Origin of the sequence: Klebsiella sp. 141162, from assembly GCF_050600755.1 — a bacterium.
GTDB classification, from domain to species: domain Bacteria; phylum Pseudomonadota; class Gammaproteobacteria; order Enterobacterales; family Enterobacteriaceae; genus Klebsiella; species Klebsiella aerogenes.
In genome coordinates, this window is record NZ_JAQIRI010000001.1 from 1,226,120 (window position 1) to 1,241,918 (window position 15,799).

The window sequence follows — 15,799 nt, forward strand, 5'->3', positions numbered from 1 at the left end:
TTTTGATTATTACTTATTTAATAACAGTGAAGGATAATTTTTACTATTTTTCCAAACAATAAAGCGGCCTACAGTGTCCTCATCCCAGCGCTAAGCGCCAGAAAACACACTAAGGAAGTCGCATCATGCAAAACCGTTCTGTTAGCCATATTCTCGGTATTGAAAAACCTGTCATTCAGGGGCCGCTATCCTGGCTGACCGACGCCCGATTGGTCGCCGCCGTCAGTAATGCCGGAGGGCTTGGCGTATTAGGGCCGAACGCAGGTTTAACCGCGCAAACCGCCGTCTCGACGCCGCAGGAAACGGCAGAAAAGATGCGTGAAGAGATCCGTAAAACGAAATTACTCACCGAGAAACCTTTTGCCGTCAATCTCATTCCGACGGTTGAAAACGATATCTGGACGCCGCCGATTGTAGAGGTAGTAAAAGAAGAGGGGGTTAAAGCGGTGGTTTATACCGGCTATGGTCAAGGGGCTATCATTCCCGCGCTGTTTGCTTCTCTTAAGCAGGCCGGGATCAACATTATCTATCGTGATATTAACCCGACGCCGGAAAACAGCCGCGAGGCCGAGGAGATGGGCGCTGATGTTATTGTCGCCACCGGGTTCGACGAAGGAGGAACGCTTCCGGGGACGGCATTGGGAACGTTTTCTATCGTGCCATTGATTGTCGATGCGGTGAAGCGCGTGCCGGTGCTGGCGGCTGGGGGGATTACCGACCGGCGCACCGCCAGGGCCGCCCACGCGCTGGGCGCGCAGGGGGTATTTGCCGGTTCCGTGTTTATCAGCACCACCGAGAGCCGCGTGCCGCAATCGGTGAAAGAGATGATCGTGCAAGCTAACGGCCTGGATTTGCTGCTATTTCGCACATTGCCGGATTACTATCGTTCGCTGCCGGGCAAATTAGCCGCCAGACTGGTGGCGTTAGATAAATCCGGCGCCAGTAATGAAATCATAGCCGCGGAAATGGGCGGGTTGCGCGGCCTACGGATTGGCATGCTGGAGGGCAACACTGATGAAGGTTACATTTCACTGGGAACCGGCATCGGCAGTATTCAGCAGGTCAAGAGCGTCGCGGAAGTAGTGGATGAACTGACGGTTTAATCTCAACCGCTGCGCTCTCAGGCGGAAAACAGAAACTCCCCGTTCGCACAACGGGGAGGGTGATTAGCACAAATTAGCTCCCCCAGCGCTGCTGCAGATACTGAACCGCCTGCTGGGTTTGCGGCTGGTTAAGGTTGTTCTCGCGAAACAGAATCGTCCCCTGAATACCTGGTGTGGTTTCATTGAGGTCGATCTGCTTTTTCAGCTCCGGCACGCCGCCGCCGACCATCCAGTCTGGTTCATTTTTTGACGGTTCACCGACTTTATACAGCGCCACGCCGATATAGAGCCGGGTGTGAGTGGGTTTCACGACATCGGCCCACCACTTAGCCAGCACATCATAGCGCGCGGCATCGCGGGCGAACGGCCAGTACAGCTGCGGCGCGATATAATCCAACAGCCCTTGTTGAACCCAACTGCGGGTATCGGCATAGGACTCATCATAGGCCGCCGCGCCGCGGGTGTCAGAACCGGCCGGATCGTGGGAACGGTTGCGCCATACCCCCGCCGGGCTGACGCCAAACTCAACCTGCGGATTCAGTTTCTTGATGGTCTGCGAGACCTGCGCTATCAACTGTTGGGTGTTATGACGCCGCCAGTCGGCTTTCGAGGCATAACCCTGACCATATTGCTGATAGGTTTGATTATCGTTCAGCATCGATCCCGGTGTTTCAGTATAGAAATAGTCATCAAACTGCACGCCATCGATAGGATAGTTTTGCACCACTTCCGCCACGATACTGGTGATCCAGTCTCGGACCTCCGGGATCCCCGGATCGAGAACAAAGCGATCGCTGGCGGTACGTATCCAGTTGCGGTGCAGGACAAATACGCTGGCGGGGACCTGAGTCAGGGTGTGGTTAAGTTCGGCGATGGTGGCGGGTTTGGTATTGACCGAAACCCGATACGGGTTGAACCACGCGTGAACTTTCATCCCGCGTTTATGCGCTTCATCGAGCATAAACTGCAGCGGATCGTAACCGGGATTTTCGCCAATTTTGCCGGTCAACATGTCTGACCACGGCAAGATGTGGGACTCCCACAGCGCGGTGCCATCCGGTTTAACCTGGAAGAAGACGGTATTGATGCCCAGGCGTTGTAGATTGTCGAGTTTGGCGATCAGCGCCAGCTTTTGCTGGCTGATACGGCTTTCCGGGCTACTAGCGATAATTGAACCCACCGGCGGCCAGTCGAGACGGGAAACCGTGGTGAGCCAGACGCCGCGCACCGGCTGCTGATTTTTTGCCGATTTTTGCGCAACGGGCGGTTTGCTGGCGGTCACCAGCGATTTTGGCGCTTTACTGGTGCAAGTCACGAGCAGCAATACGGCGGCAGCAACCGCGCCGAGCCGGGTCATGCAGGTGACGGAGAGGAGGCGACGAGAAGCGATAATCATTACTCCCGTAGGCATGTAGACGCTTGAAAAATCACATTGTCTAATGATTCCCCCACCAGGGCAAGCCGCGCTCCGATGTAAAGAAAAATAAAATGCCTTTTGTCTGGTATCCGTACGCATAACGTGCAGAGCTAACGACAACCTTTCACAGCATTTAGCTGAAAAAGCAGAATTAACCTGGATAATTAGCTGGTCAGTTGTGTTACAACATATTACGAGACGCACAGCTAAGGAGAATCCGATGCGAAAAATATTATTGCTGGCCGCCGTTTTGCTGGCATCCGCACCGATCGTCACCCAGGCCGAAGAGATTACGCTTTTACCGGCTATTAAACTGCAGATAGGCGACCGTGATTCCTACGGTCATTACTGGGACGGTGGCCGTTGGCGTGATAAAGACTACTGGCATCGTCATTATGAATATCGTGACAAGCACTGGCGAAAGCTAGAGAAAAAACAGCGTAAAGCCTACGAGAAGGGCTATCACGACGGTCGTAAAGACGCGAAGAAGCGTGAGAAAGAATACTATAAACACCACAAGAATCATCATCACTAAAACGACAACGGGGCCATCGGGCTCCGTTTTAGTTACTGCATTTCATCCCTCTAAGATTCAACTCATTATTCGCTGCTGTAGACGTTATACGTAATCTGCCTTTAGAGGCCTCCCGTAATATTGTCAAATATCACCGTGATTTTTTACAGCGTCAGTATTGCCTGATAAAAATAAAAGTAGCCTACCAAGATTGGTGGGCGAATTTACCGCTAAATCTTTTTTAAGACTATTCCATATTCACAGCGAATGAAAAATCCGATTTGCAAAATAATTAAATATATATTTTAAATCATATAGTTAAATTACACTTTATTTTGTATGGTCTTTGGTATTACACTTTTTTGGCGATTGTTCGTTTTTCTGCGCTAAAAGCTTGGGTGAGATTAATCCTAAAAATTTAAATACGCTAACCACCCATAACTACGAGCCGAAATTGCGTGTTGAATTGACTCGATCGATCTGTAAAATTGTGTGGTGATAGTTAATGAAATGTAATATAGGGATCCACTGCGGTGAAGATTCGTGCGGTAGCTATGCCCATATCACATCGGGAACCCTTTTACGCACAGTGATTAAGGATATTCAGACTTGTTATTCAAGCAGAGATAACCCTTAAGAAAATAATAGCATTGCAATGGAAAAGCATATGAAAACGCGAGTGTTTTTAGCCGCTATGATTGCGGTTTCACTGGCAGGGTGCGAAGCGCCGCCGAAGCCGCAAATTACCGATGACACCATTGAAACCACGCAGGTTAACGGCGTCAATTTGACCCATCGCCATATTGTTGTTCCGCCAACGGAATTTACCCCGATTAACGCAGAATATCGCGCGCTGTATTCTGCCGCGGTAATGAGCCAGGCCGGATATGGCGGCAAAGTGATTGTGCAATTGGTTCCTGGTGCTAATTATATCGCCCTGGGCCAGGCGCAGGACGGTTGGATAGCGTTAGCCAATGAAGGTCAGGAAAATTTAATTGGCTATGCTCCGGCCAATGCCGTCGTCAAAAGTGAACTGTATGATAAAACGGTCCGCGAACAGTCGAAGCGCCCGAAGGCGCGTAAGAAAGCGACCTGCGTGAGCGTCGACGGAAATACCAAAGCCTGCAAAAACGGCAATAACGGTACCTGGATTCTGGATTAATCCCGCCTTTACGAGCGACACCGTATGAATAATAACTCTCTTTTACGCCAGGTCATGCTGGCGTTTTATTTGCTTCTTTTTACGTTGGTTAGTGGATGTGGTTCGTCTTCACACAGCGACCCTGCCCGATACAATCTTCAGTTCCAGGCCCACCCGCAAATTAACAGTTCTGCGCCATTAAAGGTCAGAGTGTTAGTGCTGAAATCCGATGCGGAATTCATGTCCGCCGATTTCTACTCCTTACAAAATAACGCGCAAAAAATTCTCGCCGGCAACTTGCTGAACAGCGATGAATTTTTCCTTATGCCGGGTCAACTGGCAAAAAAACTCAGCGGGCAGAGCTCGCCGGAGGCGCGTTATATCGGAGTGATGGCGGAATACCAATCTCTGGATGGTAAAAAGTGGCGCATTTCTCTTCCTCTGCCAACGTCTGGCGAAACTCCTTTTTGGCAGTTCTGGAAACTGTCGGCAGATCAACTGCAAGCTAATTTATATCTTGACGTTAACGGGATCCGCGTCGTGCAGCAATAGCGCGAGCCCTAACAGGAAATTTGTATGAATAAAGCAGAAAAGGTGGTCTGGACCGAAGGTATGTTCTTGCGTCCGCATCACTTTCAGCGGGCAGAAAGCTACCTGCAAACGCAAATTCGCGAATGGGGCGGATTACAGCGCTCCTGGCTGTGGGGTTTCCTTGAGATTGAACTTGATGAGGCGATGCTGCGTCAGGGCTGCATTGCTCTGAGCTATGCCAGCGGCCTGCTGCCGGATGGGACGTTCTTCCAGTTTCGCGATGCTCGTCAGGGCCCGACGCCGTTGCAGCTTCCGGATAACGTCGCCGGCGAAAAAGTCGTACTGGCCTTGCCGGTACGCCGCGGCGGCCGGGAAGAAGTTATCTTCAGCGAGGAAAAAGACTCGCTGGCGCGCTTTACCGCGTTTGAGCAGGATGTGGCGGATGACAATGCGCTGTCGGTTGGCGATGCCACCGTGCAGTTTGCCCGCCCGCGGCTCACCCTGATGCTGGAAAAGGATTTGTCTGCCGAGTGGACGGCCATCGGCGTGGCGTTCATTGCCGAAAAGCGCAACGATAATGCCGTAAAACTCGATAATGGCTATATCCCGCCGATGCTCAACGGCATCAATCATCCTTTGATTTACGCGATGATCAACGACTTGCATGGTCTGCTGGCGCAACGCAGCCAGCAGATCGGCAGCCGGCTGCGACAGCCGGGGCGTTTTAATACTTCCGAATTAATTGAGTTCACTCTACTTGCGCTGGTCAATCGCCATCTCGGCCATCTCTTACATCTCAAAACGCTGCCGTTAGTTCACCCCGAGTCATTGTGGAATAGCTGGCTGCCGTTCGCCGCCGAGCTGACGACCTGGATGGCGCAGCGCGGTCCGGATGCTGCGCTGCCAATTTACGACCATGACGATCTCGCTAGCTGCTTCGGCAAACTGATGTTGTTGCTGCGTCAGGGGTTATCACAAGTAATGGAAGACAACGCCATCCAACTCCCGCTGATAGAACGATCGCATGGGCTAAACATCGCGACCGTACCCGAGAGCAGCATGGTGCGTGATTTCGGATTCGTATTGGCGGTTAAAGCTAGCGTACCGGGTGATGTACTGCAAACGCACTTCCCGGCACAGATGAAAGTCGCGCCGGTGAGCAAAATTCGCGATCTGGTGCAACTACAGCTACCGGGTTTGATCCTGCGCGCTATGCCCGCCGCGCCGCCGCAAATTCCGTGGCATGCCGGTTACAACTACTTTGCAGTCGAAAAGGGCGGCGAGCTGTGGAACGACATGGAGAAATCCGGCGCCTTCGCCCTGCATCTGGCAGGCGAGTTCCCCGGCCTGGATATGGAATTTTGGGCTATCCGTAGCCCGTCGGAATAAGAAAGCGAGCGTTGATGATGCAGGAACAACAGGCCGCTGCCAGCCATGGCGTAAGCGGCAATAATCCCCTGGTGACGGCCGCCAACCCATTGCTAAATGCGATCCCACAGATTCGTCATTCGGTATCTCACGATGACCAGGCCGGTTTGCGCCAGCGTTTGATTGATGAAATCCGTCGTTTTGAAGTGCGCGCTCAGCAGGCGGGGTTACCCTACGAAGTGATAGTCGGCGCTCGTTACTGTCTGTGTACCGCGCTGGACGAGGCTGCGGCCTTGACGCCATGGGGGAGTAGCGGCGTCTGGTCGGGCAGCGGTCTTTTAGTGACCTTTCATAACGAAACCTGGGGCGGGGAGAAGTTCTTTCAGCTATTGGCGCGCCTGTCGCAGAATCCGCGCGAACACATCAATCTGTTGGAACTGATCAACTACTGTTTATTGCTCGGTTTTGAAGGACGCTATCGGGTAATGGATAACGGCCGTACGCAATTGGAAACCATCAAGCAGCGCCTGTGGCAAATGATATGCGGCGTACGCGGCGGCTACGCGCCGCCGTTATCGGTTCACGGCGAGGATCGCCCGGTGCTGCGTAAACTGTGGCGTCCGGTGGTGCCGCTATGGGCCTGCGTCGCGCTGGCGGGGTTCGCCGCCTGCCTGTTCTATATCATTCTTAACTGGCGGCTTGGCGATGCCACCAACCCGGTGTTGGCGAAAATTTACCAGACCCCGCTGCCGGAAGCGTCGATTGCTCAGCCGGCGGAAAAATTGCCGGCGGTACTTAACCTGCGAGGTTTTCTGCGCCCGGAAATTGCCGAAGGGCTGGTTGCGGTTCGTGACGAAGCGGACCGCAGCGTGGTGATCCTCAAAGGCGACGGGCTCTTTGCTTCGGCCTCGACGGTGGTGCGCGACCGTTACGATCCGGTGATTGATCGCATTGCGCAAGCGATGAACAACGTCAGCGGCCGCATTCTGGTGGTCGGCTATAGCGATAATGTGCCTATCCGCAGCGCGCGCTTTGCCTCGAACTACGAACTGTCGCTGGAACGCGCGCGATCGGTACAAAAGCAACTGCAAAATCATCTGACGCAGCCTGAACGCGTAAAAGCCGAAGGGCGAGGGGAAATGAACCCCATCGCGCCGAATACTACTCCTGAGAACCGTGCCCGTAACCGCCGTGTGGAAATTACTCTGCTGGTGTCGCCCGATAATACCCGGGCTGAGCTGAACGGATTGCCCCAAGGAAATTAAGGATGCTGACACTTCTGCTTTCCATACTGACCAACCGGCTGCTGTGGGGTTTTCTCGGCGCTACGGCGGTGGCGGCCGTCATCTGGATGATTGGCCCGCTATTGTCGATTGTCGATACCCGGCCGCTGGAATCGGAACAAAACCGCGTTATATCTATTGCGCTGGTGTACCTCATCTGGGCGCAAAGCCACATTCTGCCGCGTCTGTACAACGCCTGGCTCAACCGCAAGCTGATGGATAACCTGAAGGAAGACACGCCGAAGGGTAACGATCCGCAGCAGCGCCTCAATAGTGAAGACCAGATCCTCGCCGAACGCTTTGATGAAGCCGCGCAAATGTTGAAAAAAGCGCACTTCAGCAAAACCGGCAATGGCCAGTGGACCCAGCGGTTTAGCACTCACTATCTGTATCAGCTGCCATGGTATGTGATTATTGGCGCATCCGGTTCCGGTAAAACCACCGCCTTAGCGAATTCCGGGCTGCAGTTCCCGCTGGCCGACCGCTTCGGAAAAACGGCGTTACGCGGCATCGGCGGCACGCGCAACTGTGACTGGTGGTTTACCAACGAGGCCGTGCTGCTGGACACCGCCGGGCGCTATACCACCCAGGAGAGCGAGCAGGCGCAGGACGCCAGCGAGTGGCTGAAGTTCATGGGATTATTGCGTAAATACCGCCGCCGCCAGCCGATTAACGGCGTTATCGTCACGGTAAGTATCTCCGACCTGTTAACGCAATCGACGGAGGCCTCGCGGCAGCAGGCGGTTAATCTGCGCCAGCGTCTCTCTGAACTACATGAACAATTGGGTATTCGTTTCCCGGTGTACGTACTGGTGACGAAGGCCGACCTGCTTAAAGGCTTCCGCGCCTGGTTTGCCGATTACGACAAGGCGCAGCGCGATCAAATCTGGGGCTTCACTTTCCCGTGGGAGCAGGCAAGTCTTGCCGACTTCGACCTGATAGGCCGCTTTACCCAGGAGTTTGCGCTACTGCAACAGCGGCTTGAAGCCGGGCTGCCGGATACAATGCTGCAAGAGCATGATGCCAAAACCCGCGCCGAAGCCTGGCTGTTCCCGCAAGAGTTTGCGGCGTTGCGGCCGCTGTTAGCCGATTACCTGAGTACCGTCTTTGCCCGTTCTAACTTTGAAACCGAGTTTTCACCGCGCGGCATTTATTTCGCCAGCGGTACCCAGGAAGGGCTACCATTCGACCGCGTGATGGGCGAACTCAATCGCGCGCTGTCTTTGCCACAGGGAAATGAAAACGACAACTGGGACTCTGTGAGTAAAGAAGCGCCGATCCCCGGCGCCAAAGGCCAGAGTTATTTCATTAAAAACCTGCTGCAAAACGTGATTTTCCAGGAAGCCGGCATCGCCGGGCAGAACCGCTGGTGGGAACTGCGTAACCGCGCAGCGATCTGGTCAGGCTATGCGGCGCTCGCGGCGCTGTTAATCATTTCATGCGTACTGTGGCTGACCAGCTACGGCAAAAACAAGGCCTACCTGGAAGAAGTCTCGGTGAAGGTGCCGCAGGTTGAGCAGCAGAGCAAAGCGTTGCAAAACCCCGAGCAGCGCGATCTGTTCGCCATGCTGCCGCTACTCAACGGCCTGCTGGAATTGCCGAAGAGTGCCGATTTTGACGTCAACGACCCGCCGGTCAGCCGCCGGATGGGACTCTACCGCGGAAATGATGTCAGCGATGCCTCGCAGACGCTGTATCAAAAAGCGCTGCAGCAAATGCTGCTACCGGATGTCGCCATGCGTATCACTACCTGGTTGCGCAACGACAATGGCAGTGACGCCGAGTATAGCTATGAGGCGTTGAAAGCCTATCAGATGCTCTATCAGCCCAAGCAGTATGACGGCAAGTTTCTACTCTCCTGGGTGATGCTTAACCTGCAGCGTAACCTGCCGCAAAACGTGACGCAGACGCAGCTACGACAGCTGGAAGGGCATCTGGTCCAGCTACTGGAACCGCAAATCCAGTCCTCGCCGTATGCCAGGGATGATGCGCTGATCGCCCGTGAGCGGGCGTTGATTAACCAGCAGCCGCTCTCCTCAAGAGTGTACGGTCGTCTGAAACGTCTACTTGAGCATGATGACAATCTGAAAGCGGTATCGCTTGCGACGCTCGGCGGGCCGCAGAGCGAACTGGTGTTCTCGCGTAAAAGCGGTACGCCGATCGCTGAGGGCGTTCCCGGCCTGTACACGCCAGATGGCTACTGGCAGGTGTTCAATAAACAGATCGATAACGTGACCAGCGCGCTGCATGAAGATGATATCTGGGTGCTGGGCGCCGCCAGCGCGTCGGAAGATAAACAGCAAACCGATAACGCCGTCCGCCAGCTCTATATGCGTGACTTTATCGCCAACTGGGATCGCTTCCTTGCCGATATTCAGCTCAACAATAGCGCCGATCTGTCATCGCGGATCAACACCGCGCGCCTGCTTTCCGCCAGTAACTCGCCGCTGCGCCGTCTGGTTATCAACCTGAGTCAGGTGCTGAACCTGGCGCGCGCCGAGCCGGATACGGTTAAAAGCGAAAACTCAGCCGAGCAGGGCAACCGCGCTACCCGAACGCTGGAAGCGCTTTTCCGCCATGATGAGGGCGGCACAACCCAGGGCGCGGCGCTTAGCCAGACGCCGGAACAGCTGGTAACGGAACACTACGCGCCGCTGATCGAACTGGCGCAGCCGTTGGAAAAGGGCGGCAAAACGATTGTGTTCGACGATTTCCTCAAACAGATCGATGAACTTTATCGCTACTTGACCGCGGTACAGGATGCCGCCAACAGCGGTATGCAACCGCCGGGCGGCGACGCGATTAGCCGTCTACAGGCCAGCGCCGGGCGTTTACCTGGCGGCCTGCAAACCATGTTCAGCAAAATGGCGGTCGGCGCCAGCAGTGATACCCAGCGCCGCGATCTCGATAACGTACGTAAACGGATTAACGTTGAAGTCGGCGGATTCTGCCGCCAGGCTATCGCCGGGCGCTATCCGCTGGTTCGCAGCGCCAGTAGTGAAGTCACGCCGGACGATCTGGCGCGTATGTTCGCGCCGGGCACCGGCATGATGGATACCTTCTTCCGTGACAACCTGACCAATAAAGTCGATACCACGCAGTCCAGCTGGCGTTTTATGCCCGGTATCGATGGCAAAACATTGCCGGGTAGTGAAGGGTTATTAAGGCCTTTCCAGCAGGCGCAATCGATCCGCGACGCGTTCTTTGCCAATGGCGCGACCACGCCGTCATTTAAAGTGACGGTGCGCACCATCAGCATGGACAACCGGATCCTCAACCTGACGCTGGATGTTGATGGCCAGCAGTTGCGCTATAGCCACGGTCCGCAGGCGGTGCAAATGATGAGCTGGCCGGGGCCGGGCGGCACCAACCAGGTGCGTATGCAACTCGGTCTGGCCGATGGTACCACCTCGACGCTGGTGACCAGCGGCTCATGGGCGCTGAACCGCTTTTTTGATAAGGCGCGCACCGCGCCCGGCAGCAGCAGTTTGAGCCGTCAGGCAACGTTTAATGTCGATGGTTACCAGGTCACGCTGGAGTTTGCGCCGAACAGTATCCGCAATCCGTTCCAGCTTCCCCATTTCTCATGTCCATAACCGCAAGGAAAGCCGAATGACTCACGCCCCTGCGATGAGCTGGTACGGGAAACTCCCCAGTACCGGCGATTTTTTACAACGTCGATTTCCGGACATGCTGGTTCGCCAGTGGTCGCAATGGTTTCAGGTTGGGCTGTTGGCCTGGCAACAGGAGCAACAGCGTAGCGGCGAACGCCAGTTCAGCAACGCGCCGGTATGGAACTTTATCGTTCCGCCGATGTTAAGCGGGCAGATGGTGCAGATGGGGTGTCTGATCCCAGGGCGTGACCGGGTAGGTCGCCAGTATCCTATCTGCGCGCAAATGGCCTTCAACCCGCTGGAGTGGTCGCCTTCGATCCTCACTCAGGCCGGAGAGTGGTATCAGCAGGTGGGCAGAACGCTGCTGCATGCGGTACGTAATGGTTTTTCCGCGGAACAACTTGACCAGGCGCTACTCGCTATTCCAGCGCCAAAGCTGGTAGAGGCGGAAAAGCGTTCGGAGATACTCGACGTGATTGGCTATCAGCAAGATGGGCAAAGCTCCCTTGGCTGGCAGCAGGCGGCGGACTGTTTTGATCCGCAGCGTCAGACCAGCTTTTGGTGGACTAACCGCGCCGATGGTTATCCGCTCTATACCCACGTCCATAGCGGTAATTTGACCGGCCAGCTGTTCACGCTGCTGTTTGATCCCGCCGGGGGCGCGAGGCCGGGCCGTCACGGTCTGTATCCGCCGATGTTTGAATAAGCAGGTAGGCCATGAATATTGATGAATTCCTTGCTCCGGTTAGCGCGGAGCAGCCCTGCGGTGAAAACCTCGAATATGACGCCGATTTCCAGGCAATGGAACAAGCGATGCAGGGTAAAGCCGAGCAGCAGTTCGGCGACACCATTATCCCGGCGGAACCCGCTGACTGGACGACGGTAGAAAAGCTGGCGGCTGGGCTACTTAGCCGCACCAAAGATTTGCGCGTCATGCTGGCGCTGACTCAGGCGTGGACAAAACGCCGCGGCCTGAGTGGTTACGCGGATGGCCTGCTGCTGGTGCAACAGGCGCTGTCGCTTTACTGGCAGCCTATCTATCCGCTGCTGGAAGAGTATGGCGAAACTGATCCGTTTTACCGTATCAATGCGCTCGCGGGGCTAAGTGACAAATCAGCGCTGACCAGCGCGTTACGCAATGCCGTGTTGTTACGCAGTAATGGCGATGAACTGCTATTGCGCGATGCGCAGGCGCTGCTCGATGGCAGTAAAACCGAATGCGCGGATTATCCCGGCGGCCGTTCGCGATTGATTGATGAACTGGCCCGCGGCGGACAGCCGGGGATTGACGCCATCCTCGCCATTCACCAGCGCTTGCAGACCATCCGCGAAATATTAAGCGATTGTCTGGGTGAAAGCGGCGTGCCGGAAATGGAACAACTTCAGAAGACCGTCGGTATCGTCGCCGGCGCCTGCCAGATAACCGATATTTCGTCCTTTCACGCGTCCCGCGAGGAGAGTGCCGTGAGTGAACATCAAGCGATTCCCAACGCGCCGCCGCCGTCTGCCGTTGACTGGCGCAGCGCGCAAATCAGCAGCCGCGCCGAGGCGCAGCAGATGCTGGAAAAAGTAAAACAGTACTTCGCCCAGCACGAACCGAGTCACCCCGCGCCGCTGATGATTGAACGGGTACAGCGGCTGATTGAGCTGGATTTTATGGACATCATCCGCGATTTAGCGCCGGACGGCGTTCATCAACTGGAAAACATTTTTGGACGTCGCGACTGACGCGTCCGGACATTATGGCGACAGGCATAAGGTCTGGCGCTCAACCTTTACCGCGCATCTTCGATGGAGAACATCATGGCAATAAGTAAAAGTGGGCAGAAATTTATCGCACGCAACCGTGCGCCCCGCGTACAGATCGAGTACGACGTAGAGATTTATGGTGCGGAACGCAAAATCCAGCTTCCGTTTGTAATGGGGGTGATGGCGGATCTGGTGGGTAAACCGGTCGACAATCAACCGGCGGTCGATGAACGTAAGTTCCTCGACATCGATATTGATAACTTCGACGAACGTATGAAAGCGCTGAAACCGCGCGTCGCTTTCCAGGTCGACAATACGCTGACCAACGAAGGCAAACTGAACGTCGATTTAACCTTCGACAGCATGGACGACTTCCTGCCGGATGCCGTGGCCCGCAAAGTGGAGCCGCTGAACAAACTGCTGGAAGCCCGTACCCAGCTTTCGAATCTGCTCACCTATATGGACGGTAAAAACGGCGCGGAAGAGCTAATTGCTAAAATTTTGCAGGATCCGACGCTGCTCAAATCGTTGAGCCAGATGCCGAAACAAGACGACAGTGCGAAAGGTAGCGAGGAGTAATCGATGAGCAACCCGACTCAACAACATGAGCAGCAGTCCAGCCAGGCCTTTAGCCAGGATGAATTCAGCGCGCTGCTGAACAAAGAGTTTCGCCCGAAAACCGACCAGGCGCGTTCCGCCGTTGAAAACGCGGTAAAAACCCTCGCGCAGCAGGCGCTGGAAAACACCGTCACGTTTTCCAACGACACCTATCGCACCATCCAGAACCTGATTGCCGGTATCGATGAGCAGCTGTCGCGGCAGGTGAACCAGATCCTGCATCATGACGAGTTCCAGAAACTGGAAAGCGCATGGCGCGGCCTGAGCTACCTGGTCAACAACAGCGAAACCGACGAAATGCTGAAAATCCGCTTTATGAGCATCTCCAAGCAGGAGCTGGGGCGCACTCTGAAGCGTTACAAAGGGGTGGGCTGGGACCAGAGCCCGATCTTTAAGAAAATTTATGAACAGGAGTACGGCCAGTTTGGCGGCGAGCCATTCGGCTGCATCGTCGGCGATTACTATTTCGACCATAGTCCGCAGGATGTGGAATTACTGGGCGAAATGGCGCGTATCGGATCGGCTGCGCACTGTCCGTTTATTACCGGTACCGCACCGGAAGTGATGCAGATGGAGTCCTGGCAGGAGCTGGCGAACCCGCGCGACCTCACAAAAATCTTCCAGAATACCGAATATGCCGCCTGGCGTTCGCTGCGCGAGTCGGAAGACGCGCGTTATCTGGGGCTGGTGATGCCGCGCTTCCTGTCGCGCCTGCCGTACGGGATTCGAACCAACCCGGTGGACAGTTTTGATTTTGAAGAGCAGACCGACGGCGCGGATCACAACAATTACGCGTGGGCCAACTCGGCGTATGCGATGGCGGCGAACATTAACCGCTCGTTCAAAGAGTTTGGCTGGTGCACCTCCATTCGCGGCGTGGAATCCGGCGGCGCGGTGGAAAATCTGCCTTGCCACACCTTCCCGAGCGACGATGGCGGCGTGGACATGAAATGCCCGACCGAGATTGCCATCAGCGATCGCCGCGAGGCGGAGCTGGCGAAAAATGGCTTTATGCCGCTGATCCATCGCAAAAACTCCGACTTTGCCGCCTTTATCGGCGCGCAGTCGTTGCAGAAACCGGCGGAATATCATGATGCCGACGCCACGGCGAATGCCCGTCTGGCCGCTCGTCTGCCGTACTTGTTCGCCTGCTGCCGTTTTGCTCACTACCTGAAGTGCATTGTGCGCGACAAAATCGGCTCCTTCCGCGAGCGCGATGACATGGAACGCTGGCTGAACGACTGGGTGATGAACTATGTCGATGGCGATCCGGCTAACTCGTCGCAGGAGACCAAAGCGCGCAAACCGCTGGCGGCCGCTGAAGTGCAGGTAGCGGAGATCGAAGACAACCCGGGTTACTACACCGCGAAGTTCTTCCTGCGTCCGCACTACCAGCTGGAAGGGCTTACCGTGTCGCTGCGTCTGGTTTCCAAGCTGCCGTCGCTGAAAACCAAGGAAGCGTAATATGATGCCGCCGGGAGGCGACTCCCGGCAGGTACCACGCCATGGAAGAAGGTAAAGAAATGAAATTATTACCACTCTGCACGCTGGGACTGCTCACGGTGCTGATGCCATTTGCTGTCGTCCAGGCGGCTGAAGATTCCGCCAATTTACTGCGCGATCCCAATCAACTATCACGTAATGATGTGCGGTTGAGCGGCGAAAAGTTTCTCAAGGCCTGGCTGGCACAAGACAATACCCAGCAGCAGTTAAAGGCCAATATGTATCTGCTTGGCGTGATGGATGCAACAGAAGGTAAAGCCTGGTGCGGTTATCAGCAGGCACTGCCGGGATCGCTTCGAGAAAGCGTCTACAGCTATTTCAAAAAGCTGCCCGACGAGCGAATTAAACAGCCTGCGGCGATGCTGATTACCGAAGCGTTGGCGAAGGAGTTGCCTTGCAAAAAGGGAGCGACGTCATGAGGCTTCCCTGGCGACAACATGATGAATTTTGGGAATTGAGGTAGCAACCAAAGCCAATTTTTGGGAGTTGCCATGAACAGAATCATTATCAGTCTGCTGCTTGCTAGCAGTGCGTCGGCTTATGCCTGGGACGACCCGGTATTGTTTGTTAAACAGCTACCCTATAAGCAGGTTGTTAAAGACGTGGTTTTATCCCGCTGTCTGGCGCAGGTAGCCGATGATAAAAGTCAGTTTTCTGTGGATGCTGCGCGCAGTAGCAATGCGTTGCTGGAGTGGGTGCCTTTCGATATTGAAAACGGTAATGACAAAATTAACGCCATTATTACTAAATACAAAAGTGCCACCAATGGCTTTCATTCCGAGAGACAACCCGCAACTCAGGGCGTTACCTTAAATTGTTTGCGCCTTTATCATAGTACGGAACTGGATAAATTAACTTCGCAGATAATCATCGGTGATCCTAATAAAACCTGGAGTCAGGATAACTAGCATTAATTTCAACTTTGCATTCCTGCTATTCAATGGACAATTATGTTGAG

General features: G+C 54.8%; 14 protein-coding genes. 13 read left to right on the forward strand and 1 reads right to left on the reverse strand.

What is annotated here, in order from left to right; all coding sequences use genetic code 11:
- Positions 1 to 125: 125 nt before the first annotated feature.
- Positions 126 to 1,103, forward strand: coding sequence for an NAD(P)H-dependent flavin oxidoreductase (locus PGR23_RS05730; RefSeq protein WP_213797200.1), 978 nt, complete (start codon positions 126 to 128; stop codon positions 1,101 to 1,103).
- A gap of 73 nt (positions 1,104 to 1,176) precedes the next feature.
- Here the strand turns inward: PGR23_RS05730 and PGR23_RS05735 are convergent, their stop codons facing one another.
- The gene (locus PGR23_RS05735) at positions 1,177 to 2,460 is read right to left on the reverse strand and encodes a glycoside hydrolase family 10 protein (RefSeq protein ID WP_396280101.1); all 1,284 of its coding nucleotides are present in this window, start codon (positions 2,458 to 2,460) and stop codon (positions 1,177 to 1,179) included.
- A 280-nt stretch (positions 2,461 to 2,740) separates the two neighbouring features.
- Here PGR23_RS05735 and PGR23_RS05740 point away from each other — a divergent pair, with 280 nt between their 5' ends.
- From PGR23_RS05740 to PGR23_RS05795, 12 genes are all read left to right on the forward strand, one after another.
- A complete protein-coding gene (locus PGR23_RS05740; RefSeq protein ID WP_015705463.1) occupies positions 2,741 to 3,055 on the forward strand; it encodes a DUF2502 domain-containing protein in 315 nt (104 codons plus the stop codon).
- Between the two features lie 646 nt (positions 3,056 to 3,701).
- Positions 3,702 to 4,196 carry a hypothetical protein gene (locus tag PGR23_RS05745; RefSeq protein WP_015366552.1) on the forward strand — a complete coding sequence of 165 codons (495 nt, stop codon included), beginning with the start codon at positions 3,702 to 3,704 and terminating at the stop codon, positions 4,194 to 4,196.
- Between the two features lie 24 nt (positions 4,197 to 4,220).
- Positions 4,221 to 4,727, forward strand: coding sequence for a type VI secretion system lipoprotein TssJ (tssJ, locus tag PGR23_RS05750; RefSeq protein ID WP_047067583.1), 507 nt, complete (start codon positions 4,221 to 4,223; stop codon positions 4,725 to 4,727).
- A gap of 24 nt (positions 4,728 to 4,751) precedes the next feature.
- Positions 4,752 to 6,095, forward strand: a complete 1,344-nt coding sequence (tssK, locus tag PGR23_RS05755) for a type VI secretion system baseplate subunit TssK (RefSeq protein WP_289577638.1) — start codon at positions 4,752 to 4,754, stop codon at positions 6,093 to 6,095.
- A 14-nt stretch (positions 6,096 to 6,109) separates the two neighbouring features.
- Positions 6,110 to 7,339 (forward strand): DotU family type VI secretion system protein, encoded by a 1,230-nt coding sequence (locus tag PGR23_RS05760; protein ID WP_047048479.1) that lies wholly within the window; start codon positions 6,110 to 6,112, stop codon positions 7,337 to 7,339.
- A 2-nt stretch (positions 7,340 to 7,341) separates the two neighbouring features.
- Positions 7,342 to 10,953 (forward strand): type VI secretion system membrane subunit TssM, encoded by a 3,612-nt coding sequence (gene tssM, locus PGR23_RS05765; protein WP_430915610.1) that lies wholly within the window; start codon positions 7,342 to 7,344, stop codon positions 10,951 to 10,953.
- Between the two features lie 16 nt (positions 10,954 to 10,969).
- Positions 10,970 to 11,677 carry a type VI secretion system-associated protein TagF gene (gene tagF, locus PGR23_RS05770; protein WP_015366557.1) on the forward strand — a complete coding sequence of 236 codons (708 nt, stop codon included), beginning with the start codon at positions 10,970 to 10,972 and terminating at the stop codon, positions 11,675 to 11,677.
- 11 nt (positions 11,678 to 11,688) lie between these two features.
- A complete protein-coding gene (gene tssA, locus PGR23_RS05775) occupies positions 11,689 to 12,699 on the forward strand; it encodes a type VI secretion system protein TssA (RefSeq protein ID WP_047048471.1) in 1,011 nt (336 codons plus the stop codon).
- A gap of 75 nt (positions 12,700 to 12,774) precedes the next feature.
- Positions 12,775 to 13,299: a type VI secretion system contractile sheath small subunit gene (tssB, locus tag PGR23_RS05780; RefSeq protein ID WP_015366559.1), complete on the forward strand. Its 525-nt coding sequence runs from the start codon at positions 12,775 to 12,777 to the stop codon at positions 13,297 to 13,299.
- A gap of 3 nt (positions 13,300 to 13,302) precedes the next feature.
- Positions 13,303 to 14,802, forward strand: coding sequence for a type VI secretion system contractile sheath large subunit (gene tssC / locus PGR23_RS05785; RefSeq protein WP_045382220.1), 1,500 nt, complete (start codon positions 13,303 to 13,305; stop codon positions 14,800 to 14,802).
- 41 nt (positions 14,803 to 14,843) lie between these two features.
- Positions 14,844 to 15,260, forward strand: coding sequence for a Rap1a/Tai family immunity protein (locus PGR23_RS05790; protein ID WP_348874582.1), 417 nt, complete (start codon positions 14,844 to 14,846; stop codon positions 15,258 to 15,260).
- Positions 15,261 to 15,332: 72 nt separating this feature from the next.
- Positions 15,333 to 15,749 (forward strand): T6SS amidase immunity protein Tai4 family protein, encoded by a 417-nt coding sequence (locus PGR23_RS05795; protein ID WP_047079154.1) that lies wholly within the window; start codon positions 15,333 to 15,335, stop codon positions 15,747 to 15,749.
- Positions 15,750 to 15,799 lie beyond the last annotated feature (50 nt).